Consider the following 26,291-nt stretch of genomic DNA (forward strand, 5'->3'; position numbering starts at 1 on the left):
ATGAAATAAATTGAATTAAGAATGTTTTACAGAAATAGATTCTAGTATGTTCGCAACACTCTTACATTTGTCTGTTGCTGATTCTAAAACAGATAACACTTCTTTATATTTAATAATATTTTTAGCGTCTGTTTCGTTTTCAAAAATTTCAAAAACTGCTTTATTATAAACGTTATCCGACTTGTTCTCTAATTTATTAATTCTAGCACAAGCATCTTTAATAATGTTCATATTTTTTAAGTTGCTCAACTCTTTTACCGCACTGTCAATGTTTTGACAAGCTTCAAGGTTGATTTCTGTCATCTTTCTGATAGATTTTGTAATCTTATCAACTTGATACAATCTCATTCTGCTCGCTGCACCGTGAAGGTAATCTGCAACGTTATCAATAGAAGTAATTAAGGTATGAATATCCTCTCTATCAAATGGAGTGATAAAGTTTCTGCTCAATTCTAGATTGGTTTGACGTGTAATGTCTTCTCCTTTTTGCTCTAATTCGTCAATTTTTTGAAAAAGAACTTCTCTTTCTTTTAATGGAAGATTTACAGCTTCGTGTAAGTTAGAAGCTAATTCAATTAAATTGCTTGAAGCCTCTTCAAAAAGTGGAAAGAATTTCTTGTCTTTCGGCACTAAAAATTGGAAAATACTGTTTATTGACATTTTTATATTTTTGATAGTGCAAAATTACTTCATTAATACTTTGCAATGTTAAGCCATTGTTAACAAATCGTTTTCAATTTGGAAACTGTCCAAGAATGATACGGTCTTTTCAATATCATAATGTAAGATTCTATCTTCCTTAACAAGAGGCACAACTTCTCTGTAACTGCTTAAAAACATTTCGATGAAATCGCTTGATTTTAAAGGTTCTCTATACGCAATAGCCTGCGAAGCGTTCATTAATTCAATTGCTAAAATACGCTCCAAATTATCCATTACGCGCAATGCTTTTGTTGCACCGTTTGCGCCCATACTTACATGATCTTCCTGACCGTTGCTAGAAACAATACTGTCAACACTTGATGGCGTTGCCAATTGCTTATTTTGACTTGCAATACTTGCCGCAGTATATTGCGGAATCATAAATCCTGAATTCAAACCTGGATTATCAACTAAAAATGCAGGGAGATTTCGCAATCCTGAAATCAATTGATAGGTTCTTCTTTCAGAAATACTACCTAATTCAGCTAAAGCAATTGCCATAAAGTCTAAGGCTAATGCCAAAGGCTGGCCATGGAAATTTCCACCGGAGATGATCTGATCGGCTTCTATAAATATATTTGGATTATCTGTAACAGAGTTAATTTCAGTTTTAAACACTTTTCGAACGTAATCAATCGCATCTTTTGAAGCGCCGTGAACCTGTGGCATACAACGGAAAGAATACGGATCCTGAACGTGTTTTTTCTCCTGCTCTATAATTTCGCTTCCTTCTAAAAACTCATTTATACGCTGTGCGGTAATTATTTGCCCTTTATGAGGACGAATAAAATGAATCAATTCGTTGAAAGGCTCGATTCTTCCATCAAAACCTTCAAGAGAAATTGTTCCGATTAAATCAGCTAAATATGAATATTTGTAAGCCTTTAATAAAATGTGAGCTCCATAAGCACTCATAAACTGGGTTCCGTTTAACAAAGCCAAACCTTCCTTCGACTGTAATACAATTGGCTCCCAGTTAAAGTGCTTTAACACTTCGGCAGAAGCCCTTTTTTTTCCTTCAAAAAGCACTTCGCCTTCTCCTAATAAAGGTAAAGATAAATGTGCTAACGGCGCTAAATCTCCTGAAGCTCCCAGTGAACCCTGCGTATATATTATAGGTAGGATATCATGGTTATAAAAATCTACCAAACGATCTAAGGTTTGTAATTGAATTCCTGAATGCCCGTAGCTTAAAGATTGAATTTTAAGCAAAAGCATCAACTTTACAATTTCTGCAGGAACCTCTTCCCCTGTTCCGCACGCGTGCGATTTTACAAGGTTTTCCTGAAGTTTTGATAAATTTTCATTTGAGATTTTTACATTACAAAGTGATCCAAATCCTGTATTGATTCCGTAAATAGGCTCAGAATGCGAGGCCATTTTTTTATCTAAATAATCACGGCATTTCTGAACATTTACTTTCGCTTCTTCCGATAATTCAAGTGTCTTTTGATTGACAATAATTTCTTGTAAAGCTTCTAAACTTAAGGTTTCAGTACTTATATAATGGATTTCTCTCATGTCATTTTTATTTTAAGGCATCAAAATTCAGCAAATCAATATTAAAAAGCAACATTTGTTCATAATAATTAAAATTTGGCAAATTCAAATTCCGCACTTTTATTTATTTCACAATACTAATTATACCTAATAGGCTATTTTTATTTTTTTTTAGAAATTGATTAAATCAACAGAATCAAAAAAACTATTTCCTAGTAATTAAATAGACTTCTGAACTGTTTCTGTAATACTTTTATTAAAAATCAGCTTATTAACCTGCATCAATCTCAATAAAAAGAGTTCTAAATATACGAATACATCAATTTAACAGATTTAAAGCTGATGAAAACTCAATATTAATTTATTCAAAATTGAATTATTAAAATATTCGCAAAAAGAAAATAAAGGTTTTTAACTTTTATAAAAAACTGTACTTTTGAAAAATCAAAATGAATAGCAACAGCGCAAAATATCAATCTACAATGACAACTCAAACTAGAGTTGCAATTGCTGTTGCAATTATTTCTACTACAACAACTACTACCCCTTAGGGGTATACATTTCTACATATAAATCTGGGTTATCTATTCTTTTTTCTTGAAAGAAGAAAGGTATTGGATACATGAAAAACATTCACAAAAAACAAAAAAATAGTCACAGTTTTCAGTTTCAGTTCATACTAGATAACCTTTGAACGTTTGTTACTTAAAATCTTTGCACCTTATTAAAAATATCAAAAATGAAAGTATTAAAATTTGGCGGAACTTCGGTTGCCAATGCTCAAAATATAAAACTCGTTCTCGAAATTATAAATCAAAAATCTAAAGAAGATAATTTAGCAGTTGTTGTTTCAGCACTAAGCAAAGTAACAGATTTACTGCAATCTGCAGCGGCAAAAGCAGCAGCAAATGATGAAAGCTTTAGAGATATTGTTGCCGAAATAGAGAAAAAACACCTTGACACTCTTAAAGAACTTATTCCGGTCAGCGAGCAAAGCAGTTTATTAAGCCACATAAAAAGAATCATTAATCATCTTGAAACTTTATTAGACGGCTGTTTTTTATTAGGAGAATTATCTCCTAGAACTGAAGATACAATTTTAAGTTTTGGCGAATTGCTTTCGTCTTATATCATTGCACAGGCGTATCAGCAAATCGATAAAAGTGCTGTTTATAAAGACAGCCGCGAATTGATTAAAACCAACAGCAACTTTGGAAAAGCAGTTGTGAATTTTGAAATTTCGAACCAATTGATTCAAGAATATTTTGCTGAAAATGAATCAAAAATCAATATTTTACCAGGATTTATTGCCTTAACACTTGACGGAATTACAACAACTTTAGGCCGTGGCGGCTCTGATTATACTGCAGCTATTATTGCTGGAGCGCTTGATGCATCTCAATTAGAAATTTGGACAGATGTAAACGGAATGTTTACTGCAAACCCAAAAATCGTAAAACAAGCACAGCCAATTGCGAATATCTCTTATCAAGAAGCGATGGAATTGTCGCATTTTGGTGCTAAAGTGTTATATCCGCCAACAATTCAGCCCGTTTTAAGAAAAAACATTCCAATTCTGATCAAAAATACTTTTGAACCAGAAGCGGAAGGAACTTTGATTTCTAGCCAAGTATCATCAAAAGATACAGTGGTAAAAGGAATCAGCCATATTGATAATATTTCACTTGTAACGCTAGAAGGTCCAGGAATGATTGGAGTTGCAGGTTCATCAAGACGTTTGTTTGAAGTATTGTCTCAAGAAAAAATCAACGTAATTTTTATTACTCAGGCTTCTTCTGAGCATTCTATTTGTATCGGAATTTTAAACTCTGACGCTGATATTGCCGAAGCTGCAATCAACAAAGCTTTTGAAGTGGAGATTTTGCAAAACAAAATCGATCCTTGTATTGTAGAAAAAGACCTTTGCATTATCGCTTTGGTTGGTGAAAACATGAAAAATCACCAAGGTTTAAGCGGAAGAATGTTCAGCACTTTAGGAAAAAACAACGTAAACATTCGTGCGATTGCGCAAGGTGCATCTGAACGTAATATTTCGACTGTTATAAACAAAAGAGATGTTAAAAAAGCGTTGAATACCTTGCATGAGAATTTCTTCGAAGAAAACACAAAACAGCTGAATTTATTTGTAATGGGCGTTGGAAATGTGGGAGAAAAATTCATCGAACAAATTCACAATCAAAGAAAGTTTTTAAAAGAAAATTTAAAAATTAATGTTCGTGTTATCGCTTTATCAAATTCAAGAAAAATGGTTTTTGATGAAGATGGAATTTCACTAAAAGACTGGAAATCGATTTTAGACAAAGCAGACGCTGCTGTTGAAACTGAATTCATTGCCCGTGCCAAAGAACTGAATTTACGTAACAGTATTTTTGTTGATATTACAGCAAATGCAAGCGTTTCTGAAACGTACGAAAAATTCTTAAAACAAAGTATTGCGGTTGTAACCTGCAACAAAATTGCCTGTTCATCTGCTTATGACAATTATAAAAAACTAAAAAGTTTATCTCGACAATACAATGCTCCGTTTTTGTTTGAAACGAATGTTGGTGCGGGATTGCCAATTATTGATACTGTAAAAAACTTAATTGCTTCTGGCGACAAAGTACACAAAATTCAGGCGGTTTTATCAGGAAGTTTGAATTTCATTTTCAACAATTTTGATAAAGACAATTCTTTTCACGATGTGGTAAAAGAAGCCGGAGTTCAAGGTTTCACAGAACCTGACCCAAAAATTGACTTAAGCGGTATCGACGTGGCGCGTAAAATCCTGATTTTGATTCGCGAAAGCGGTTATGAAATGGATATTGACGCTATTGCAAACGAATCATTTTTACCAGCAGAATGTTTGGAAACAACAAATAATGAAGACTTTTTTGCTTCGTTAATCAAACATGCTCCACATTTTGAAAAAATATATGAAGAAGCCTTAGCCAAAGAATCAAGATTGAAATATGTAGCACAATTCGAAAACGGAAAAGCAAGCGTTGGCCTGCAATTTATCCCGAAAGATCATCCTTTCTACAATTTGGAAGGAAAAGACAATATCGTTCTTTTCTACACCGATCGTTACGTAGATCAGCCTTTATTGATCAAAGGAGCCGGAGCCGGAGCTGCGGTTACAGCATCAGGAATTTTTGCAGATGTCATTAGAATAGGTAATATATAAATTTTTGTTTCAGGCTTAAAGTTTAACCGCAAAGCACGCAAAAGATTACGCAAGGTTCGCAAAGCTTTGTTTTTTCTTGTGTGCTTTGCGAAAAAACCTTGCGAACTTTGCGGTTAAGCTCACAAAGTTTGGCAACTTAAACTTTAAACCTGAAACTTGAAACAACAAAAAATGGAAATAAAACTATTTTGCCCAGCAACTATCGCAAACCTCTCGTGCGGATTCGACGTACTCGGACTTTGCTTAGACAATGCGGGCGATGAAATGATTGTTCGAAAAGTCGATCAAAAAGGGGTTCGAATTACAAAAATTGTGGGTGCCGATTTACCTTTGGAAACAGAGAAAAATGTTTCTGGAGTTGCGGCTTTGGCAATGCTTGAAACTCTAGACGAACTGGATTTTGGATTCGAAATTGAAATCTATAAAAACATCAAAGCCGGAAGCGGAATCGGAAGCAGCGCTGCAAGTTCTGCCGGAGCGGTTTTCGGAATTAATGAATTATTAGGCAGACCCTATTCTCGTAAAGATTTGGTGCAATTTGCCATGCAGGGCGAGAAATTAGCCAGCGGCAACGCGCATGCAGACAACGTTGCTCCTGCCCTTTTGGGTGGCTTTACTTTAGTAAGAAGTTATGCGCCGCTTGATATTATCAGAATTGACAGTCCGGAAGAATTATTTGCAACGGTTGTTCATCCGCAAATTGAGTTAAAAACCTCTGATGCGCGTTCGGTTTTAAAACAAACGGTTTCCTTAAAAAGCGCTATTATGCAATGGGGAAATGTGGGCGGACTTATAGCAGGTTTATACACAAAAGATTACGATTTGATTGGAAGATCGCTTCATGACGAAATCGTTGAACCATTAAGAAGCGTTTTGATTCCGGGTTTCGATCTAATCAAACAAACGGCTTTAGAAAACGGCGCTTTAGGTTCTGGAATTTCAGGTTCTGGTCCGTCGATTTTTGCTTTAAGTAGAGGAAAAGAAACCGCAGATAAAATCGCAAAAGCCATGAGCGAAGTTTACGAAAATATGAATTTGCCGTATGAAATTCACGTTTCAAAAATCAATCCGGATGGAGTAAGAATATTATAACACGAATTATCACGAATTATTTTGTGCAATAATTTAAAGACAAAGAATTAGTGACAATCAGTGAAATTCGTGTTCAAATAAAAATCAAAATGAAATACTACAGTTTAAACCATAATGCACCAACGGTTTCGTTTAAAGAAGCTGTAATACAAGGATTAGCAAGCGATAAAGGATTATATTTCCCAGAAAATATTACGCCTTTAAATCCGGTATTTTTTAATGTAATCGAAAATCTGAGCAACAACGATATTGCTTTTGATGTCATGCAGCAATTTGTTGGAGATGAGATTCCGGAGGCGCATTTAAGAGAAATTATTGCCGAGACTTTGAGTTTTGATTTCCCTGTTGTGGAAGTTGAAAACGGAATTTATTCGTTAGAATTATTTCACGGTCCGACAATGGCATTTAAAGACGTTGGAGCGCGTTTTATGTCGCGTTGTCTGGCGTATTTTAATAAAGATAAAAAGAATAGCAAAAACACCGTTTTAGTGGCGACTTCAGGCGATACGGGAGGCGCAGTAGCCAGCGGATTTCTAGGCGTTGACGGTGTTGATGTTGTCATTTTATATCCGTCAGGAAAAGTGAGCGACATTCAGGAAAAACAATTGACTACTTTAGGACAAAACATTAAAGCACTTGAAGTTAACGGTGTTTTTGATGATTGTCAGGATATGGTAAAAAAAGCGTTTTTAGATGAAACTTTGGCGCATAAAAACCTGACTTCAGCCAATTCTATAAATATTGCGCGCTGGTTACCGCAAATGTTTTATTTCTTCTTTGCTTACAAAGCGTTAAAAAGCCAAAACAAACCTTTAGTTTTTTCTTGTCCAAGCGGAAACTTCGGAAATATCTGTGCCGGAATTATGGCAAAGAAATTAGGTTTGCCAATTGAACATTTTGTAGCATCTACAAACGTAAACGACACAGTACCAAGATTCTTAGAAAACGGAAAATACGATCCAAAACCTTCTAAAGCGACAATCTCTAACGCTATGGATGTTGGAAACCCAAGCAACTTTATCAGAATTCAGGAATTATACAATAATGATTTAAAAGCTTTCGAAAAAGACTTTTCTTCTTATAGCTATACCGACGAACAAACACTTGAAGCTCTAAAGAAAATTTATAACACAAACGGTTATATCGCAGAACCACACGGCGCCGTTGGCTATTTAGGTTTGAAAAAAGAATTGCAAAAACATGAGAATGCGATTGGTGTTTTCTTAGAAACCGCGCATCCTATTAAGTTTCTGGATGTTGTGGAACCTGCTTTGGGGATTACACTTCCGATTCCGGAACAAATTGAGAGTGTTATGAATGAGGATAAAGTGAGTGTGAGGATTGGAACTTATGAGGAATTGAAGGCTTTTTTGGGGTAATCTATTTATATTTTGATATACTAAACGACTGAGATTTATTTCAGTCGTTTTTTTTATTTTTTTAAGATTTTTTCCTTTCAAAAAAATAAAATCAATTATTCTTTATTGAATTTAAAAATCTTGTAAGAAAAACATATATTTGAAAGTATAGAAAATGAATTAAACCTTCAACTATCTAATCCAATTTAGGTGTAAATACGAAGGTTTGTTTCCTATATACATGTTTTGCAGTAAATTTTAGAAATATGAGTAAGAAAAAACATTTTAGTTATGAATGAAATAAAATTGTTCTTTGATTTTTTATCAAAGCTTACCTTAAAGGATTTAGATTTTCATTTTACAAACGTTGTAAATCTTTATACAAAACCTATTTCTGCGTGGAAAAAAATTATTCTCAATAATGACAATGAGAAAACTTATAATCTATTTTTACTTGTTGTAATATATTATTCGGTAATAATTTTTTTCCTTATTGATAACTCCAAATTTGTAATTCCCATAACAATATTAGAATTATTTCTAACTCTAATACCATTTTCCTTTTTATTTTTTCCATTTATTTTTTTTCGAAACAAATGGTGTAAAAATTTAAAAAGTGAAAATTTATTTAAGTTAATATTTGTTCTAAAAATTCAATTTAACATTCCTCTAATTGCATTAGTTTTACTAGTGAATTGGACTAAAATGGAAAGTATATTCATTTTAATAGATAATTATGTTATTCTAATATTGGGTTCTATTATAATTATCCCACCAATAATTTTAAAAATCAATATATATAAAAAAATAATATGGATCATAACAAATTACATATTTCAAATGCTTTTTTTATATTTACTAGTTTTATTTGCATCTAACGTTACAGATAGTGATTTACTTGCGGACAAAATTACATTACAAACTCCTACTCTTGAATATGATGACTTTCATTTGAAATATAATTATTCCGATATAATTATTGATGACAAGTATTTCATAAATATTATAACTGTAAAAAATAATCAAGCTTATTTTAGAAATTCTCAATTTGCTAATAATCGTTTAGTCTTAAAACTAATGAAAATTGATAGTGCTGATTTAAAAAAGTTTATAAAAAAACTGAAAAATTTAGAAAAGCAAAATATTACAAGTATAGATTCTGACCATCGAAAAACAATTATAAAATTAACTGAAATGGATACTTTACGAATTAGATTCGATAAGTTATTTTATAAAGATTTAAAATTTACAAGTACGATAAAGGCGAAATTTAAATCTAATAGCGAAATTTTTAAACTCCATAATAAACTCTTAAGATATTACGATAGTATTTACCATTCTCAACAATTTATAAATAAAATAGTAACCACTAAGAATGAATTTTCCATCCTATCAAATGACAATAATTACATTGTAATTTATAAAATGAACGAACCGGAAGCCACTCAATTAAAAAATAAAATTCTAGCATTAAGAAATAAATTAATTACACGAGAAAAAAAAGCAAGATTCTTATTTAATATATATATAAAACCAGTTGAGTACGTCACAGATATTTTAGACCTATAAGAAAAACTTCCTACAACACACGCTACAAGCAATTTGCCCACTAGCTAGCGCGAGCGTCCCGCTCGTGAAGACAAATAAATTCAAAAACCAATTGGAACGTGCACGAGCGGGACGCTCGCGCTAGCAAAGGAAATTAGCAAGAGATCATGCAAACAATAATTAAACTACATTGAAAAATATTCAATAGACCCCAGCTTTAGCTGGAGTTTTTTTATGGACATTCAATCGGCTTTAGCCAAAAAAGTTAAGATTAGACTAAAGCCATTTCTACTATTGCAATTTTGTTCTCCAGCTAAAGCTGGAGGCAACTCAAATTTAGAAGCTCTATAGTTTGCTCGCTTGCGGCAGCAATTGCAGTTTGTGTTCAACATAAATTGCATTTTTTTTTCAGACATTTCCTTAAATTATCTTTAAAAACATTTATTTAAAATCAGTAAGTTTTTGTAGATTCGTTTCAATTCAACCTAAAAATTCAATCATGAAAAAATTATTAATACTATTTTCATTAGCTCTTTTTTTCTCTTGTCAAAAAAACGAGAATAACGCTAGTAATAATCAAGAACCAAAGGCATTACAAGAGAAAAGCATTGATATAGGCAGATTCAGAAAAGGAGATGATTTGGTCGATGATTTATATCAGGAGCTTGTAAATAAATCTCCGGAACTGAAAAATTTAGAAGATGAATTGAACTCAATAAACCCAGGAGACACTACCGCTATTTTTAATGATTATGATCGTAAATCTGATAATTATTATACATCTGCCACAGGTCATGCGGAAGGAATTAGAGACAGTATTTTGAAAAATAAAATTCTAAACTTAATCAAAAATAGTTCAACTAAGTATGATGGCAAGAAGTCTGAAGTGGAAAATCTGGTAACAACAATTAATAAAAGAAGAACCGAAATAACAAACTATCATACGGCTTTAAAAATTATTTTAACCTTTCCTCTTATAGAAAAATATCAAAACGATCATTTACCAAAAAAATCTCCTTTTGAAAAGGTGATTGAAAAAGAAAATCAAGTACTTGAAAAAGTCAAAAAAAACATTCCAAATTATTAATTGGATATCATAGACTCTCGCACCAGCAAAATAAAACAAAAAACTATTTCTTCCTTCTTAAACAAATAAAAAATCGTAGCAAGTCACATTTTCCTTTTTCTACTTCTCAGTTAAAAACTTTCTTAGTTATTCCGCTTAGAAATCATCACTTAGTATTTTTTTATATCTTTAAAAACTCTAATTAAATACCTATTTAGAGCATCAAAATTCTATAACAAACCCTAATTCTATGAAAAAAACATTACTCTTATTTCTTTTAGCTGGATTTTTTACTTCATATGCTCAGGATTCAAAACCAAAACCTGCCTCTACTCCTCCTGCTAAGGAAGAAAATTCACCTGCAAACCTTACTTTCAATCCAGATTCTCAAGTCATCACCAATCATACAACCACAATAAAAGGTCAGAAAGTTGCTTATAAATCAACAACAGGTACTATGCCAGTTTGGGACGAAGACGGAAAAGCAATTGCCGGATTATTCTATACGTATTATGAGCGTTCTGATGTAAAAGATAGAGATTCACGTCCTTTAGTTATTTCATTCAATGGCGGCCCTGGATCTGCTTCGGTTTGGATGGAGATTGCTTATACGGGACCAAGTTTGTTAAATATTGATGATGAAGGCTACCCTGTGCAGCCTTACGGAATAAAAGAAAACCCTTATTCTATTTTAGATGTTGCTGATATCGTTTTTGTAAACCCTGTTAACACAGCTTATTCAAGACCTACAAGCAAAGAAATCCCTACTACAAAATTCTTTGGCGTAAATGCCGACATTAAATACTTAGCCGATTGGATCAATGGTTTTGTAACCCGCACCAATCGTTGGGCTTCTCCTAAATACCTAATAGGTGAAAGTTATGGAACCACTCGAGTTTCCGGATTGGCGCTTCAATTACAAAACAATCAATGGATGTATCTTAACGGAGTAATTTTGGTGTCTCCCACTGATTTAGGAATAACGCGTGGTGTTGTTTCTACTGCCGCTCTTAAATTACCTTATTTTGCAGCGACTGCCTGGTATCACAAAATGCTTAGTCCTGATCTCCAAAACAAAGATTTAACCGATATGCTGCCTGAGGTGGAAGATTTTACGATAAACGAACTTCTTCCTGCGCTGAGCAAAGGTGGATTTTTAGACGAGCAAAAAAGAAAAGAAATTGCTGCTAAAATAGCACGTTATTCTGGTATTTCAGAGAAAGTTATCCTGCAAAACAATTTAGACCTTCCTTACGATTATTTTTGGAAAGAGCTCTTAAGAGATAAAGGCTACACAGTAGGAAGACTGGATTCAAGATATAAAGGAATTGACCGCAAAGACTCTGGCGAAAGTCCTGATTTTAATGCCGAACTTACGTCTTGGCTGCATTCGTTTACGCCTGCTATCAATATGTATGTACGTAATAATCTTAACTACAAAACTGATTTTAAATACAATATGTTTGGCCCTGTGCATCCTTGGGACAGAACTAATGATAAAACAGGAGAAAACTTAAGACAAGCCATGGCACAAAATCCGTATTTACACGTAATGGTGCAATCAGGATATTATGACGGAGCCTGTGATTACTTTAACGCTAAATACGATTTATGGCAAATGGATACAAGCGGAAAATTAACGGATAGAATGTCATGGAAAGGCTACAGAAGTGGTCATATGATGTATTTAAGAAAAGCTGACTTAGAAACTGCAAATGAAGACATCAGAACATTCATCAAACAATCATTACCTAAAGCTAACGAACCTGCAAAATATTAAGGCTGGTTTCTAATCCTAAAGAAGCTAAATTACAACTATTATAATTCATGATTACAAAAGCATTACTAGAAGACATTCCAGCATTAACAACCTTAATCAATTCAGCATACAGAGGCGAAACCTCTAAAAAAGGGTGGACTACAGAAGCTCATTTATTAGAAGGAAAAAGAACAACCGAAGAAGAATTGACCGAAATCATTTTAGATACTAAAAATACGTTCCTGAAGTTTACAGCCAATGAAAAAATTATTGGCTCAGTTTTATTAGTTGAGAAAGAACATCAATTGTATTTAGGAATGTTGACTGTTTCACCTGAATTGCAAAATGGCGGTATCGGAAAAAAGATGTTGGCTGAAGCCGAAAATCAGGCTAAAGCTTTAGGATTGTCGAGTATTATTATGACGGTTGTTTCGGTTCGTTCAGAACTTATTGCTTGGTACAAACGCCACGGTTACGCAGAAACTGGCCAAAGAGAACCTTTTCCTTCAAGCGATATTCATATTAATATTTCAGATTCGCCTTTGGAGTTTGTCTTTTTAGAGAAAAAAATTTAAGGGATTTTACCACAAAGAACACGAAGAATTACTAGAAGTCGCAAGGGTTTTTAATCTCTCAAACACACAGAGTCGAAAAGAAAATTTAAACTTTGCGACTCTGCGTCTTTGAGAGATTTTTACTTTAGATAAAAAAAACTTAGAAACTAAAAAACTTAGAAACTCTTTTTAATCTTTGACAAAAATTCATGCGACACTCCCAGATATGAGGATAAATTTCTGTTGTTGATTTTGTCAATTTTATTGGGATAACGTTCTACGAATTCCAAATATCTTTGCTTCGATTTTTTGTTTAATACATCTAAAAGTCTTTGCTGAATGGCAACATTTGCTTTCTCAACCATAATAATGTGAAACTGAATCAGCTTTGGCACTTGCTCAAACAAAAGCGTTTTGTTTGTTTTACTGATAACTAAAATCTCACTGTCTTCTAACGCTTTTATGTTGTAAGTCGTCAGTTTTTGATGGTAAAAACTTTCGAGATCACACATCCATTCGTTTTCAAAGGAGAAGAAAATCACACTTTCAGTTCCGTTATCGTTTAGAATGTAGGTTTTAAACGATCCCTTTAAAATAAATCCTTCGTAAGAGTTATTTGAGTCCTGAATTTGCAGAAACTCATTTTTTTTGAGCTTAATAAATTCTGCTTTCTCTACAATGTTTTTCCATTCTTCATTTGTTAGGTTAATTTTTCGTTCAATGTTTAATCTGAGGGCTTTGTACATTTGTTTTTAGTTTTATTCTTACTCGGGGGCGTAAGTAGTTGAATGAATTAAAAATGATGTAATCGATTACGTAAAAATACTTTTTTTACGCTTTTTTGTCACTTAACAATTGTTAAAAAAACATTTTATCCTAATTTTTTTGTAAAACATTGAACTTGTTCAACTTTTTTAATAATTATTATAAGCAGATTTGTACTGTTAAATATTTATAAACCCCAAATCTTTATTATGAAATTTACATCAAAATGGTCAGTGTTACTATTAGCACTTGTATTAAGCTTTACAAGCTGTAATACGGAAGAAATTGCTTCACCAAGTAGTGAAAGCGCAATTGTCGAAACTGATGTGGCCACTCCTACTGGTATTACTGCAAAAGTGGGCAACTGCGCTCAAGTTCCGGGATGGGCTTCTCAAAACGGCGGAACAACTGGCGGAGGAACTTCTGCTGAAACAACAGTTACAACTTACGCCCAATTAAAAGCAGCAATTGAGAGCAGTTCTGTAAAAGTTATTAAAGTAACTGGTACAATCACCATTACAGCAAGATTGTCTTTCCAAGATCAAACTGGCAAAACCATTTATGGTACAAGCGGTGCAAAATTGGTTTCGACTAATCAGACAAAAGATGCTTCTGGAATCATCAACATTAAAAGATGCAAGAACATTATTATCAGAAACCTTATTTTTGAAGGTCCCGGTGCATATGATACTGACGGCTGGGATAATGCAATTCTGGATGAATGTACAAATGTATGGGTCGACCACTGCGAATTTAGAGATGGTGTTGACGGAAACTTCGACATCAAAAACAAATCAGATTATATCTCGGTTACTTATTCTAAATTTCACTATCTAAAACCGCCGAAAGCTGGAGGTTCTGGAGGTTCTGATGATCACAGATATTCGAACTTAATTGGTTCAAGCGATGGAGCAACTGGAGATCGCGGAAAATTAAGAATAACTTTTGCTCGTTGCTGGTGGGCTCCTGGCTGTAAAGAAAGAATGCCAAGAGTACGTTTTGGCCAAGTGCATTTAATCAACAATTACTTTAATAGTACAGTAAGCAATAAATGTATTGCAGCTGGTTTTGAAGCTAATATCCGTGTAGAAAACAATTCTTTTGAAGGTGTAAAAACACCAATAGATTTAATGACAGGTTATACAGCAGTTACCGCGGTTGGAAATCTTTTTACCAATACAAGCGGTAATCAATTAGGAAGCAAAACCGCTTTTACTCCTCCATATACAATTGTAACACTTGCAGCATCTGCTGTTAAGGCTGATGTTACTGCTGGAGCTGGTGCTACTTTTTCTGGTAACACCTGCGGTTCATTCTAATAAACTCTGGATAGCAAAATATGAGTTAGTTTAGTTTTTTTTTAACCACGAATTACAGTGATGTAGTTCGTGGTTTTTTTAGTTTTCAGTTTTTTTGTTTCAAGTTTCAGGTTTCAGGTTTGAGGTTTCAGGTTTCAGGTTTCAGGTTTCAGGTTTCAGGTTTCAGGTTTCAGGTTTCAGGTTTCAGGTTTCAGGTTTCAGGTTTCAGGTTTTTATTTTGTCATTTCGATCCCAAGGCTTCGGGATCGAAATGACAGAAATGAGTAGATTATCTCAATCAAATAAAAACCTTTGAACCTTTGTCTCTTTGAACCTTTGTCCCTTTGAACCTTTGTCCCTTTGAACCTTTGTCTCTTTGAACCTTCCTTAAAGAACCATTTCTTCAAACAATCTTTGAACCGTTTTTTCTAAATCTTCGCAAAGTCCTGAATGTGGCCTTGAAGTTTGAATTGCTGAACTTCGAATTGCTGTAAGCCAGCGAAAACGAGATGGAATATCCATTTCGCCAATTGGTCCGCCATCTTTATCTCCGGCTGCAATTTTTTTAAGTGCGGTTACATTACAATGCAGCTGTTCAATGTCGAAATCGCTAGAAAGCGCTTCAATTTTAGCATCGTCAATATGCGATAATACCTTAATAAATTTAGCTTTTTTGCAAAATAAAATGATTCCGATATTCAGGAATTCTTCGCGCTCTACCCTTGGTACAACACGAATCACAGCATATTCATATAAGTGATTATCTTGCATTTTGAGCCTGATTTACAAAGATTTCGGAATTATTTAGTCGTGTCTTTAAAAACTGTAAATATACATTGCGCAAAGCTTCTGGCGTTTCATCGGTATCTTCCCATTGCAGCCATTCTTGCGGAATTGTGTTTACAATTTCTTCCAGAATTTCTTCTGTTAAAAGCGCTTTAAATGCAGCATCGACTTCTTTTAAAAGTGAGGCCTGAGGCAATAAAACATGGTCTTTTATTAACGCAAACGGACTTTTAGCATGCTGTTCCCAATTGTTCCAAGAATGATGAAAATACAAACAGGCCCCGTGATCAATCAACCATAATTCTTTATGCCAAATCAGCATATTAGTGTTTTTGAAAGTTCGGTCTACATTTGTAATATAAGCATCAAGCCAAACAATCTGCGACGCCAATTTAGCATCGACAGTTGTAACAACAGGATCAAATGTAATGGCACCAGATAAAAAATGAAGTGCCAGATTTAATCCCTGGCTTCCTTGCAGTAAATCCTGAATTTCTTCATCGGCTTCGGTTCTTCCAAAAGCTTCATCGAGATTGGCGAAAACTAATTCCGGAAGTTGCAATTTTAAGGCTTTTGCAATTTGTCCGCCAACTAATTCGGCTATCAAAGCTTTTACGCCGTGACCAGCACCTTTGAATTTTAATACGTATTTAAAGTCGTCATCGGCTTCTGCCAAAGCGGGTAAAGAACCGCCTTCTCGCAATGGCGTGATATAACGTGTAACATTTACCGTTCTGAGATCGAAGTTGTTTTTCATAGTTACAAACTTAGTAATTTAACCGCAAAGAGCGCAAAGGTTTACGCAAAGAAAGCAAAGCTGTTTTTAGATTGTATTGTTTAGTTTCTCACCCTGAGAGAGGTCGAAGCGGTGCAAGTAACTCGACAAAGAAATTAAACTTTGAGGAATATCTTTGCTGTCCTTCGACTTCGCTCAGGATGACAAAAAATGAGAATAAATCTCTATTAGTAATAATTTGCGTTCTTTGCGGTTAAGCCAAACTCAAAAAAGCTTTCCCTAAATTCTCGATAATATTCGAAGCTATAAAAGATTCATAACCCGTTTCTGGCAAGGCAATATCTGCAGTTAAACCATGAATATAAACACCAAGTTTTGCTGCATATTTTGGTTCGTAACCTTGCGCAAGAAGACTTGTAATAATTCCGGTTAAAACGTCACCGCTTCCGGCTGTCGCAAGAGCAGCGTTTCCTGTGGTGTTTTGGTAAACTTCATTTTTATTGATAATAAAAGTAGGTACGCCTTTCATGACCATAATAACTTTATACTTTTCAGAAAAAGCAATTGTTTTTTGAAATTTTTCAGAATCTGAGTTCCACTTGCCAATTAAACGTTCTAGTTCTTTTGGATGTGGTGTCAAAATCGTGTTTTCTGGAATTAATTCAAGCCAAGATTGATTTTCTGCCAAAATATTCAACGCATCTGCATCGAGAACCAAAGGTGTTTTATTGACTCTTAAAAACTCAAATAACGCTTTTTGAGTGCCCAGCTCCTTCCCGATTCCAGGACCAATTCCGATTGCCTGTGGAATTAACGGGATCTGAATATTAGTTATAAAGTTAGAATTTTCATCGGTGACCACCATAACTTCGGGAATGGAAACCTGCAGAATTTGATAACCACATTTTGGCGTAAAAGTCGTTACGAGTCCACAGCCAGATTTCAGACAAGCTTTTGATGCTAAAACCGCTGCCCCTATTTTGCCGTAACTTCCGGCGATAATAACGGCGTGACCCTGAATTCCTTTATGTGTATGAGAATTTACTGGTTTATAGAATTTCAGTATTTCTTCTTTTGTAATTAAAAAAGGATCTTTCATTTTGAATGATTTTGAATTAAAGTTACGCAAAAATTAAAGAATAAAGATTTTGTTAAGCTCTCGATCCTAGCCCAGATTGCAGTGGAAAGCCCGGAGTAAAAAAAGCAAAAGTTTCTTGTTCTGAAAAAGCGACCGAAGGAAGCTCTTTTTAGAACATTAGAAACTTTGCTTTTTTTATGAGGACTTGAAACGGAAAGCTGGAAATAGCTCCTGATTATTGCGAATTTTATAATTTTGACTAGTGATTTTCGATATTTTTTGAATAAATTTGCGACACAATTTTATAAAAGAACACAATGAAAAATACTGCGCTTACGCACATACATGAGAGTTTGGGAGCGAAAATGCTGCCTTTTGCCGGTTACAATATGCCTATTACTTACGAAGGCGTAAATGCTGAACACGAAACAGTTCGTAACAGTGTGGGCGTTTTTGACGTTTCGCACATGGGTGAATTTTTACTTACTGGACCAAACGCTTTGGCTTTGATTCAGAAAGTGACTTCGAATGATGCTTCTACTTTGACAATTGGAAAAGCGCAATATTCTTGCCTGCCAAACAATGATGGCGGAATCGTTGATGATTTGATCATATATAAAATGAAAGAAGAGCAGTATTTACTTGTTGTAAATGCTTCTAATATTGAAAAAGACTGGAACTGGATTTCATCGCAAAATGATTTGGATGTTGAGATGAAAAACCTTTCTGATGATTATTCATTATTAGCAATTCAAGGACCAAAAGCTGTTGAGGCAATGCAGGCTTTGACTTCTGTAGATTTAGCAGCAATTCCGTATTATCATTTTGAAGTAGGTGATTTTGCTGGAATTGAGCACGTAATTATTTCTGCTACAGGATATACTGGTTCTGGAGGATTTGAAATTTACTGCAAAAACAGCGAAGCAGAACAAGTTTGGAATAAAGTTTTTGAAGCTGGTGCTGCTTTCGGAATCAAACCAATTGGACTTGCAGCCCGCGATACCTTACGTTTAGAAATGGGATTCTGCCTATACGGAAATGATATTAATGATACAACATCTCCTCTTGAAGCTGGTTTAGGCTGGATTACTAAATTCACTAAAGATTTTACAAACTCTGATAATCTTAAAAAACAAAAAGAAGAGGGTGTTTCTAAAAAATTAGTGGCTTTTGAAATGCAAGAACGCGCTGTACCAAGACATGATTACGAAATTGTAGACGCAGAAGGTGCTGTAATTGGTATTGTAACTTCTGGAACAATGTCTCCTTCTATGAATAAAGGAATTGGTTTAGGGTATGTTACTGTAAACAATAGCGCAATTGACAGCGACATTTTTATCAGAATTAGAAAAAATGATGTTCCAGCAAAAGTGGTAAAACTGCCTTTTTACAAAAAATAATTGTAAGAATAAAAATACTGCGAAATGCATTACTATTATGGTAATGCATTTTTTTTTTGCCCGAGATTAAAAAGATTACACGGTTTATTCTAAATACTATTTTTAATCTGTGACATTTTATGATTTATTATCTGTAAGATTTTTTAGAAATAATATAAACCATTATCAAAAAATAAACGTAACTTTAATGTAGATGTATTAAGTTATTGTTTATGAAAAAAATTTGGCTGTTATTTTTGTTTGCTACAACATTTCTATTTAGTCAAAATAGTGATGAAACGTGCCAAATCCTAAATAAAATCAATGCAATGATACAAACTGAGCATATCAGGCCAAAACCTGTAAATGACAGTTTATCAATTTTTGTTTTTGACAATCTAATCAATGAATTAGACCCTTCCCGAAACATTTTTTTTAAAAGTGAATATGACGAAATGTCTAAAAAATACCGTTTAAATTTAGATGATTTAATTCTGGCAAACGACTGCAGTTTTTTAACTGACATTACAGAAAAATATAAAAACGGATTAATTAGAACAAAAGCTGTCTTAGAAAAAATTCAGCTTGGAACTATAGATTACACAAAAAAAGACACTATTCGTTTTTATAAAAAAGCTTTTCCATTTTATCTTAAAAAAGAAGATTTAGAAAAAGTCTGGCTGAAAAAACTGCGTTACCAGATTTTAGATGAAATGGCCGAAACCAGCGAAAATTTAGATTCTATTAAAGCTAATTTCAAATCAATCGAAACCGCTTCAAAAAATTTAATTTTATCGAATGAAATCTGCCGCATAAGCACACTTCTAGAAACCAAAGTTAGACAGGAAGAAAATCTCTATAATTTCTTTTGTACTTATTTTGATCCGCATACTGCCTATTTCAGCGATGACTCTAAAACCAGTTTTGTAGCTTCATTATCTAAAGAACATTTATCTCTCGGGATGAGTGTGAATCTGAATGAAAAAAACGAAATAATTATAGAAGAAATCGATCCGAATGGTCCGGCATATCAAACGGGACAAATTAAAAAAGGCGATCAGATTATTTCGATTTCCAATCAAAAAGAGACTTTGCAGGTTTCTTGTGCGTCATTAGAATCTATTTCGAATATGATTTTATCTGAGTCTAATAAAAGTATTACACTGACCTTAAAACGAAATTCGGGTAAAAATTTTGATGTTTACATTGAGAAGCAAGTGATGAAAGACGAAGATAATTCGGTTTTCAGCTTTATAATCGGGAAAGACAGCAAAATTGGCTATATCAAAATACCAAGCTTTTATGCTGATTTAGATGGAAACAGCAGAAAAGGCTGTGCGGATGATGTTGCCAGAGAAGTAATGAAACTCGAAAGAGATGATATAAAAGGATTAGTTATCGATTTAATTGACAACGGTGGCGGATCTATGGAAGAAGCAATAAAACTAGCTGGAATGTTTGTTGATTACGGTCCGATTTCTGTTGTTATAGACAATAAACAACAAAAATCAATAATTAACGATCCTTACAGAGGATTAATTTATAAAGGCCCAATTGTAGTTCTTGTCAACAGCAATACGGCATCTGCAAGCGAATTTTTCTCAGGAATATTACAAGATTACAATCGTGCGCTTTTAATAGGAAGCAATACATTAGGAAAGGCGACAATGCAAACCATTCTTTCGCTTGACGAAGATAAAAACACTGATTTTTTAAAAATTACAATCAATAAATTTTACAGAGTTACAGGCAAAAGCCACCAATATATTGGTGTTGAGCCAGATGTTGTGCTTCCTGAGTTTTATGAAGATGTTTATCAAAAAGAAAGTGATTTTCCGACTGCCATAAAAAACGACAGTATTGCACCTTTTTTAAAATACAAACCTTACGTAAAGCGAGCTTTAATTAATAAACTAGCCAAAAATTCAACTGCAAGATTGGCCGATAATTTCTATTTCAACGATATCAAAAAAATCAATCAAAAAATTGATCAAATAGTTAATACTCCAAAAGCGGAACTTCCGATGACTTTGGATGCCGTTTTCAAACAGAAAAAAATTGTCAATTCGCTCTGGAAAGAAATCAATACTTTTAATGATGAAAACAATCCGCTGGACGTTTATAATTCTACTGTAAATCAATTTTTGCTTGGCGTATATCCTAACGATAAAACCATAAACCAGTACCAGATTGATAATCTAAAAACCAATCCGTACCTGAATGAAGCGGTGAATGTTATTAATGAATTTAATGCGTCTAAGTAGTTTCAGGTTTCAGGTTTCAGGTTTCAGGTTTCAGGTTTCAGGTTTCAGGTTTCAGGTTTCAGGTTTCAGGTTTCAGGTTTCAGGTTTCAGGTTTCAGGTTTCAGGTTTCAGGTTTCAATAAAAAGTTCAATTCATACCGAATTGAACTTTTTATTTATGGATATTCTAAGCATTCCAACAAAAACCTAAAACCTGAAACGTGAAACTTTTTTAACTTATCTAAAAAAGAATAGAATTGATTTTGGAAAAATAAGGAATAACCGTATTTTTGCATCTCAAAATAAAAAATTAGTAATGGGAAGAGCGTTCGAATTTAGAAAAGGAAGAAAAATGAAACGTTGGTCAGCAATGGCCAAAACATTTACCCGAATTGGTAAAGACATCGTAATGGCTGTTAAAGAAGGCGGACCAAACCCAGATGCCAATTCTAGATTAAGAGCTGTAATACAAAATGCAAAAGCAGCTAACATGCCTAAGGACAATGTGGAGCGTGCAATAAAAAATGCAAGTAATAAAGATACTGCCAATTATAAAGAAATTTTATTTGAAGGATATGCTCCTCACGGAATTGCAATTTTAATTGAAACGGCATCTGACAACAATAATAGAACTGTAGCTAACATCCGCAGTTATTTTAACAAATGCAACGGGACAATGGGAACTCAAGGTTCTGTTGAGTTTATGTTTGATCATACTTGTAATTTTAGAATTGCAAAAGGAGATCTTGATCCAGAAGAATTAGAATTGGAATTAATTGATTTTGGTGCTGAAGAAGTTTTTGAAGACGAAGACGGAATCTTAATCTATGCTCCTTTTGGAAGCTTTGGTGCTTTACAAAAAGAATTAGAAAACAGAGGTTTAGAAATTTTATCTTCAGGTTTTGAGCGTATTCCGCAAATTACAAAAGAATTGACTGAAGCTCAAATTGCTGACGTTGAAAAATTAATAGAAAAAATTGAAGAAGATGATGACGTAATGAACGTTTATCACACTATGCAAGAAGCATAATTTTTTTCTTTATTTAAAATATTTAAAAGCTCTGATTGATTCAGGGCTTTTTTTGTCTTTAATCATTTTAAACTAAGATTTAAAATTATGAAAATTCATTTAAACCATTATATTTGCCTTTCCTCAAAAAAAAAGAATTTATGAAAACATCTAAATTTACCAAATTTGCCGTTATCATTATGGTAATTTTGTTTGTAGTATTAAGCGTTATAAGCTGTACAACACATACACACAGCACAAGTTCATCAAAGGTTCCTCCTGGTCAGGCTAAAAAAATGTCTGGAAGCAAAAGTGCGAAAGCTTATGCACCGGGTCAACAGAAAAAAAGCAGATAATTAAAAGAAAAAATTGATGATTCTGTAAAGTACTTTTAAGTATTGATCGTTTAAACATTCTTCAAATTATTATCAGAGTCTAAAGATATAGTAAAACACTATACAAGAATCAAAAATTCGTTTGATACTAATAGTAATCAGCGTAGTAAGTTAAATCAAAAAAGCCTTCTGAAATTTACTTTTTAGAAGGCTTTTTTCCACTATTCAAAAAATTAAATTGCTACTAATACAATATAAATAACTAACTATTTTATTAACCTAAGTTTTACTCCTATTTTGATGTTACTTTCTTTGAGGAAGAATTTGTTATTTTCAACAAATAAGTTCCTTCTGGCAAATCATTAATGTTTGCATTGTTCCCTAATATTTTTTGTCCTTGAGAGTAAACCTCAACATTTTTTGTTACTCCGTTTAAATCGCTGTTCGTAATAATTGCATTTGATGGGGATTTAGCCACTGCTTTAGTTTTACCAGTACCTTTTGTTTTTACAACTGGTGCCGATTCTGTTGCTGCAACAACTATAGCAGGCTTAGAATCTTCATAAAGAGCTTTTACCTGCTCTTCAGTCAATGCGATATTGTATATCTTTAAATCGTCTATATCAGCGTTAATGCCAATTGTTGTGTTTATTTCACCTAATCTAAAAATAGTACCTTTTGTTGTTCTAGCAATACCGTTCACCGATTTTAAAAGTTCGCCATTGCGATATATTTTGGAAGCTGTTCCATCAATAGTAATAGTGTAGTTGTACCAAACACTTTTTGATAATGGTGCTGAAACAATTACATCATTGCTGGCTCCCCAGCCTGCAAGACTTAAATCAGAATTAGAAGAAACTGTACTTTGCTGCAATAGTCCACAATACTGAGCATTATAGGCAGTGCCATATCCCCAAATATAGTTTGCAGAAGCAATGTCATTAAATTTTACCCAGATAGAAACTGTTCTAGCATTATTATTTTGAGGAAGATCAACTATAATTGCTTCCATCGCTTTTTTAACGAGTCGCTGTGCTCCATTCGCAACTCCATTTCTATCGGCAACAAAATTATTTGTTCCCATAAATGAAGTTGTATTTTTAGTATTAACTAAAGTGCCATCGAAATTAAATTCCTCTATTGGCGTTTGCGCATTAATATTTAAGTAACTTACAAACAGTAAAGAAAACATTAGTTTTTTCATAAAAGTAAATTTTGAGCATTAAAACATTGTGTGATTTTAACACTGCTAAACTATATTTTTATGTTTTTGGTCTAAAATTTTTCCGACAACTAACCTAAATAATCGTTAAAATAACCAAAATTGATCATTTTTACGGCTTAATTATATTTACTTATACTTATTGCAATACTATTAAAATTATAAATTTATCACAATAAAATTCTTTTTTTCTTACGTATAAATACGGTATTTGTAATTATATAAAAAAAACCTCATTAGAAAAAATTCAATATTATGAAAATTTACAACAAAAAAACTCCAAACACTTTACATGAATGGAGCTTTATATTTATAAGTAATATTTATTTCAAATTGCAATCAAAATAGCAATTTTTAATTTTGACCGTTTGTTATTTTCAATAAATAAGTTCCTTCAGGCAATTCACTAATATTTGTTGCATTGCTTCCAATTATTTTTTTTCCTTGAGAAAAAACCTCAACCTTCTTTGCAACAATATTACCTGTTGCAGAAGCTGCAGGTGTAGCCTTTACTTCAGTCTTTGTTTCTGCAACAGCTTTTTTTACTGTCGAAGGTTTTTCAGCTACTACAGCTGCTAATGGTTTTGAACTGTTATAATACTCCATAACCTGCTCATCTGTCATTGCAACATTATATACTTTAAGTTCGTCGATATCAGCATTAATTCCAACATTTGCATTCATTTGTCCTAATCTAAGAATATATCCTTTTGTCGCGCGCGAAATTCCGCCTGAAGATTTTAATAGTTCACCATTGCGATATAACTTAGAAGTAGTGCCATCATAGGTAATACTATATTGATACCAAACACCTTTTTGAAGCGGAACTGACACGATTACATCATTTCCAGTACCCCAGCCTGCTAGACTTACATCAGAATTTGAGTTTGTAGTGCCTTGTTGCAGCAAACCAAAATACTGAGCGTTTGCAGCAGTTCCATAACCGAAAATGTAATTTGCCGAAGCAATTGTATTAAATTTTACCCAAACCGATATTGATCTCGGTTTATTATCTTGTGGAAGATCACCTACAACAGTTTGCAAAGATTTGCCAGAAAGTCTTAGCGCTCCATTCGCAGCTCCCATTCTGTCATTTACAAAAGCAGAGGTTCCTAAAAAGGAAATTGTCTTATCTATATTGCTTAGGTTTCCGTTGAAATTAAATTCTTGAACGGGATTTTGAGCATTTGCATTAAAAAAACTTACAAACATTAATGTCAGTAATAATTTATTCATAGGGCAGATTTTAGGGGTATTAAAAACAGTATTCTTTAACCATGCTAATATTATAATATGTACAAGAATTTACTTAGCAACAAACTTAAATAATCAAAAATGATAATTAAAAATTCTTAATTAAATTTACTTATACTTTTATTAATTTTGTTAAAACTATAAATTTAATTCAACATTACCAAACACTCTTAAAGTATAAATACATTATTCTCATTAAATTAAAAACTACAGGCTTTTAAAAGCATTTACATTTAATATTTGTAAAGACATTTTTACAAAAAAAAACTCCATTTGCTTTTGACAAATGGAGTTGGATATTTAAAAAGTATTTAAATCTACTTTACGAATTCAATTTTTTGAACTTCTTCTTCGTTTACACTATCAAAGAATCCTTGTTCGTTCATCCAGTCATCACTGAATACTTTACTCATATAACGCGAACCATGATCAGGGAAAATCGCAACAATATTACTTTCTTTTGTAAACTCTCCCTCTTCTGCGTATTGCTTAATTGCTTGCATTACAGCACCAGAAGTATATCCTACGAACAAACCTTCTTTTCTAGTAATTTCTCTTGCAGCGTGAGCACTTTCCTCATCAGTCACTTTCATGAACTTATCGATGATATCAAAATCTGTTGCAGATGGAATCAGATTTTTACCTAAACCTTCAATTCTGTATGGGTAAATTTCTTTATTATCGAATTCTCTTGTTTCGTGGTATTTTTTTAATACTGATCCAAAAGCATCAACTCCTAGAATTCTGATATTTGGATTTTGCTCTTTTAAGAATTTTGCAGTTCCAGAGATTGTTCCTCCAGTTCCGCTGCAGGCAATAAGGTGGGTAATTTGTCCTTTTGTCTGTTCCCAAATTTCAGGACCTGTAGAGTTATAGTGGGCATCAATATTAAGCTGATTAAAATATTGATTAATATAAACTGACCCTTTTGTTTCTTCATGCAAGCGTTTTGCTACATTATAGTATGATCTTTCATCATCTGCAGAAACGTGAGCGGGACAGACATACACTTTAGCTCCCAAACTTCTTAGCATGTCAATTTTATCTTTCGATGATTTTGAACTTACAGCCAGTATACAATTATAACCTTTAATAATGCTTACCATAGCTAAACTAAAACCTGTATTACCAGACGTCGTTTCGATAATGGTATCTCCTGGAGAAAGAATTCCTTTTTTCTCGGCTTCTTCAATAATATATAACGCTATTCTATCTTTTGAGGAATGTCCTGGATTAAAAGCTTCTACCTTTGCGTAGAAATTTCCTTCTAAGTCTTCGGTGATTTTATTTAGCTTAATAAGTGGGGTATTACCTATTAACTCTAAAACATTATTATAAGCGTTTATTTCTTCTTTCATAAAAAAATAGTTAATCAAAGGTATTTTTAAATAACCTCGATAGGTTGCAAATTTAACAAAAAA

General features: G+C 33.3%; 21 protein-coding genes. 12 read left to right on the plus strand and 9 right to left on the minus strand.

All coding sequences use genetic code 11. From position 1 onward, the window contains the following. Positions 1-15 precede the first annotated feature (15 nt). Both IR010_RS03630 and hutH read right to left on the minus strand, forming a co-directional pair. Positions 16-660, minus strand: a complete 645-nt coding sequence (locus IR010_RS03630) for a DUF47 domain-containing protein (RefSeq protein WP_134146523.1) — start codon at positions 658-660, stop codon at positions 16-18. Positions 661-708: 48 nt separating this feature from the next. Next, a complete protein-coding gene (hutH, locus tag IR010_RS03635) occupies positions 709-2,223 on the minus strand; it encodes a histidine ammonia-lyase (RefSeq protein WP_029269363.1) in 1,515 nt (504 codons plus the stop codon). Positions 2,224-2,941: 718 nt separating this feature from the next. Between hutH and thrA the strand changes: the two genes are divergently transcribed. The 7 genes from thrA (at position 2,942) to IR010_RS03670 (ending at position 12,787) form a co-directional block, all read left to right on the plus strand. Continuing rightward, entirely contained in the window at positions 2,942-5,389 is a 2,448-nt protein-coding gene (gene thrA / locus IR010_RS03640) for a bifunctional aspartate kinase/homoserine dehydrogenase I (protein ID WP_194601675.1), read from the plus strand. Between the two features lie 171 nt (positions 5,390-5,560). Beyond that, on the plus strand, positions 5,561-6,481 hold the full coding sequence (locus IR010_RS03645; RefSeq protein WP_194566777.1) for a homoserine kinase: 921 nt from the start codon (positions 5,561-5,563) through the stop codon (positions 6,479-6,481). A gap of 89 nt (positions 6,482-6,570) precedes the next feature. Beyond that, positions 6,571-7,860: a threonine synthase gene (thrC, locus tag IR010_RS03650; RefSeq protein ID WP_194601678.1), complete on the plus strand. Its 1,290-nt coding sequence runs from the start codon at positions 6,571-6,573 to the stop codon at positions 7,858-7,860. A gap of 270 nt (positions 7,861-8,130) precedes the next feature. Further along, positions 8,131-9,408 carry a hypothetical protein gene (locus IR010_RS03655; protein WP_194601681.1) on the plus strand — a complete coding sequence of 426 codons (1,278 nt, stop codon included), beginning with the start codon at positions 8,131-8,133 and terminating at the stop codon, positions 9,406-9,408. 478 nt (positions 9,409-9,886) lie between these two features. Continuing rightward, positions 9,887-10,474, plus strand: a complete 588-nt coding sequence (locus IR010_RS03660) for a hypothetical protein (protein WP_194601684.1) — start codon at positions 9,887-9,889, stop codon at positions 10,472-10,474. A gap of 229 nt (positions 10,475-10,703) precedes the next feature. Further along, positions 10,704-12,233, plus strand: coding sequence for a S10 family peptidase (locus IR010_RS03665; protein ID WP_194601687.1), 1,530 nt, complete (start codon positions 10,704-10,706; stop codon positions 12,231-12,233). Positions 12,234-12,280: 47 nt separating this feature from the next. Further along, positions 12,281-12,787, plus strand: a complete 507-nt coding sequence (locus IR010_RS03670; RefSeq protein ID WP_194601690.1) for a GNAT family N-acetyltransferase — start codon at positions 12,281-12,283, stop codon at positions 12,785-12,787. Between the two features lie 155 nt (positions 12,788-12,942). Here the strand turns inward: IR010_RS03670 and IR010_RS03675 are convergent, their stop codons facing one another. Continuing rightward, a complete protein-coding gene (locus IR010_RS03675; RefSeq protein ID WP_194601693.1) occupies positions 12,943-13,512 on the minus strand; it encodes a Crp/Fnr family transcriptional regulator in 570 nt (189 codons plus the stop codon). 228 nt (positions 13,513-13,740) lie between these two features. Between IR010_RS03675 and IR010_RS03680 the strand changes: the two genes are divergently transcribed. Beyond that, complete coding sequence (locus IR010_RS03680) at positions 13,741-14,850, plus strand: polysaccharide lyase family 1 protein (RefSeq protein WP_194601696.1); 1,110 nt, start codon at positions 13,741-13,743, stop codon at positions 14,848-14,850. 366 nt (positions 14,851-15,216) lie between these two features. On the opposite strand, the gene IR010_RS03685 is transcribed toward IR010_RS03680, so the two are convergent. The 3 genes from IR010_RS03685 to IR010_RS03695 form a co-directional block, all read right to left on the minus strand. Continuing rightward, on the minus strand, positions 15,217-15,600 hold the full coding sequence (locus IR010_RS03685; RefSeq protein WP_194566795.1) for a DUF3037 domain-containing protein: 384 nt from the start codon (positions 15,598-15,600) through the stop codon (positions 15,217-15,219). Next, entirely contained in the window at positions 15,590-16,372 is a 783-nt protein-coding gene (locus tag IR010_RS03690; RefSeq protein WP_194601699.1) for a HipA family kinase, read from the minus strand. Before IR010_RS03690 ends, IR010_RS03685 begins: the two co-directional genes overlap by 11 nt. Before the next feature lie 232 nt (positions 16,373-16,604). After that, the gene (locus IR010_RS03695; protein WP_194601702.1) at positions 16,605-17,450 is read right to left on the minus strand and encodes an NAD(P)H-hydrate dehydratase; all 846 of its coding nucleotides are present in this window, start codon (positions 17,448-17,450) and stop codon (positions 16,605-16,607) included. A gap of 296 nt (positions 17,451-17,746) precedes the next feature. Between IR010_RS03695 and gcvT the strand changes: the two genes are divergently transcribed. From gcvT to IR010_RS03715, 4 genes are all read left to right on the plus strand, one after another. Beyond that, positions 17,747-18,829: a glycine cleavage system aminomethyltransferase GcvT gene (gcvT, locus tag IR010_RS03700; RefSeq protein WP_194566798.1), complete on the plus strand. Its 1,083-nt coding sequence runs from the start codon at positions 17,747-17,749 to the stop codon at positions 18,827-18,829. Positions 18,830-19,137: 308 nt separating this feature from the next. Further along, positions 19,138-21,072, plus strand: coding sequence for a S41 family peptidase (locus tag IR010_RS03705; protein ID WP_228515077.1), 1,935 nt, complete (start codon positions 19,138-19,140; stop codon positions 21,070-21,072). A 294-nt stretch (positions 21,073-21,366) separates the two neighbouring features. Further along, the gene (locus tag IR010_RS03710; RefSeq protein WP_029269334.1) at positions 21,367-22,080 is read left to right on the plus strand and encodes a YebC/PmpR family DNA-binding transcriptional regulator; all 714 of its coding nucleotides are present in this window, start codon (positions 21,367-21,369) and stop codon (positions 22,078-22,080) included. 140 nt (positions 22,081-22,220) lie between these two features. Continuing rightward, positions 22,221-22,415 carry a hypothetical protein gene (locus IR010_RS03715; RefSeq protein ID WP_194566800.1) on the plus strand — a complete coding sequence of 65 codons (195 nt, stop codon included), beginning with the start codon at positions 22,221-22,223 and terminating at the stop codon, positions 22,413-22,415. 271 nt (positions 22,416-22,686) lie between these two features. Here IR010_RS03715 and IR010_RS03720 read toward each other — a convergent pair whose 3' ends face one another. The 3 genes from IR010_RS03720 to IR010_RS03730 form a co-directional block, all read right to left on the minus strand. Beyond that, a complete protein-coding gene (locus IR010_RS03720) occupies positions 22,687-23,598 on the minus strand; it encodes a LamG domain-containing protein (protein WP_194601708.1) in 912 nt (303 codons plus the stop codon). A 372-nt stretch (positions 23,599-23,970) separates the two neighbouring features. Beyond that, positions 23,971-24,852 carry a LamG domain-containing protein gene (locus IR010_RS03725; protein WP_194601711.1) on the minus strand — a complete coding sequence of 294 codons (882 nt, stop codon included), beginning with the start codon at positions 24,850-24,852 and terminating at the stop codon, positions 23,971-23,973. Between the two features lie 335 nt (positions 24,853-25,187). Further along, positions 25,188-26,228: a PLP-dependent cysteine synthase family protein gene (locus IR010_RS03730; RefSeq protein ID WP_029269326.1), complete on the minus strand. Its 1,041-nt coding sequence runs from the start codon at positions 26,226-26,228 to the stop codon at positions 25,188-25,190. Positions 26,229-26,291: the final 63 nt, after the last annotated feature.

The sequence above is a fragment of the Flavobacterium sp. MR2016-29 genome (assembly GCF_015350695.1).
Classification (GTDB): Bacteria; Bacteroidota; Bacteroidia; order Flavobacteriales; family Flavobacteriaceae; genus Flavobacterium.

What these genes read in the sequence shown, in the direction of transcription:
- IR010_RS03680 (WP_194601696.1), top strand. Translation starts at nt 13,741, where the DNA reads ATGAAATTTACATCAAAATGGTCAGTGTTACTATTAGCACTTGTATTA.
- thrA (WP_194601675.1), top strand. Translation starts at nt 2,942, where the DNA reads ATGAAAGTATTAAAATTTGGCGGAACTTCGGTTGCCAATGCTCAAAAT.
- IR010_RS03670 (WP_194601690.1), top strand. Translation starts at nt 12,281, where the DNA reads ATGATTACAAAAGCATTACTAGAAGACATTCCAGCATTAACAACCTTA.
- IR010_RS03695 (WP_194601702.1), bottom strand. Translation starts at nt 17,450, where the DNA reads ATGAAAGATCCTTTTTTAATTACAAAAGAAGAAATACTGAAATTCTAT.
- hutH (WP_029269363.1), bottom strand. Translation starts at nt 2,223, where the DNA reads ATGAGAGAAATCCATTATATAAGTACTGAAACCTTAAGTTTAGAAGCT.
- IR010_RS03675 (WP_194601693.1), bottom strand. Translation starts at nt 13,512, where the DNA reads ATGTACAAAGCCCTCAGATTAAACATTGAACGAAAAATTAACCTAACA.
- IR010_RS03630 (WP_134146523.1), bottom strand. Translation starts at nt 660, where the DNA reads ATGTCAATAAACAGTATTTTCCAATTTTTAGTGCCGAAAGACAAGAAA.
- thrC (WP_194601678.1), top strand. Translation starts at nt 6,571, where the DNA reads ATGAAATACTACAGTTTAAACCATAATGCACCAACGGTTTCGTTTAAA.
- IR010_RS03660 (WP_194601684.1), top strand. Translation starts at nt 9,887, where the DNA reads ATGAAAAAATTATTAATACTATTTTCATTAGCTCTTTTTTTCTCTTGT.
- IR010_RS03720 (WP_194601708.1), bottom strand. Translation starts at nt 23,598, where the DNA reads ATGAAAAAACTAATGTTTTCTTTACTGTTTGTAAGTTACTTAAATATT.
- IR010_RS03690 (WP_194601699.1), bottom strand. Translation starts at nt 16,372, where the DNA reads ATGAAAAACAACTTCGATCTCAGAACGGTAAATGTTACACGTTATATC.
- IR010_RS03705 (WP_228515077.1), top strand. Translation starts at nt 19,138, where the DNA reads ATGATACAAACTGAGCATATCAGGCCAAAACCTGTAAATGACAGTTTA.
- IR010_RS03685 (WP_194566795.1), bottom strand. Translation starts at nt 15,600, where the DNA reads ATGCAAGATAATCACTTATATGAATATGCTGTGATTCGTGTTGTACCA.
- IR010_RS03665 (WP_194601687.1), top strand. Translation starts at nt 10,704, where the DNA reads ATGAAAAAAACATTACTCTTATTTCTTTTAGCTGGATTTTTTACTTCA.
- IR010_RS03645 (WP_194566777.1), top strand. Translation starts at nt 5,561, where the DNA reads ATGGAAATAAAACTATTTTGCCCAGCAACTATCGCAAACCTCTCGTGC.
- gcvT (WP_194566798.1), top strand. Translation starts at nt 17,747, where the DNA reads ATGAAAAATACTGCGCTTACGCACATACATGAGAGTTTGGGAGCGAAA.
- IR010_RS03655 (WP_194601681.1), top strand. Translation starts at nt 8,131, where the DNA reads ATGAATGAAATAAAATTGTTCTTTGATTTTTTATCAAAGCTTACCTTA.
- IR010_RS03710 (WP_029269334.1), top strand. Translation starts at nt 21,367, where the DNA reads ATGGGAAGAGCGTTCGAATTTAGAAAAGGAAGAAAAATGAAACGTTGG.
- IR010_RS03725 (WP_194601711.1), bottom strand. Translation starts at nt 24,852, where the DNA reads ATGAATAAATTATTACTGACATTAATGTTTGTAAGTTTTTTTAATGCA.
- IR010_RS03715 (WP_194566800.1), top strand. Translation starts at nt 22,221, where the DNA reads ATGAAAACATCTAAATTTACCAAATTTGCCGTTATCATTATGGTAATT.
- IR010_RS03730 (WP_029269326.1), bottom strand. Translation starts at nt 26,228, where the DNA reads ATGAAAGAAGAAATAAACGCTTATAATAATGTTTTAGAGTTAATAGGT.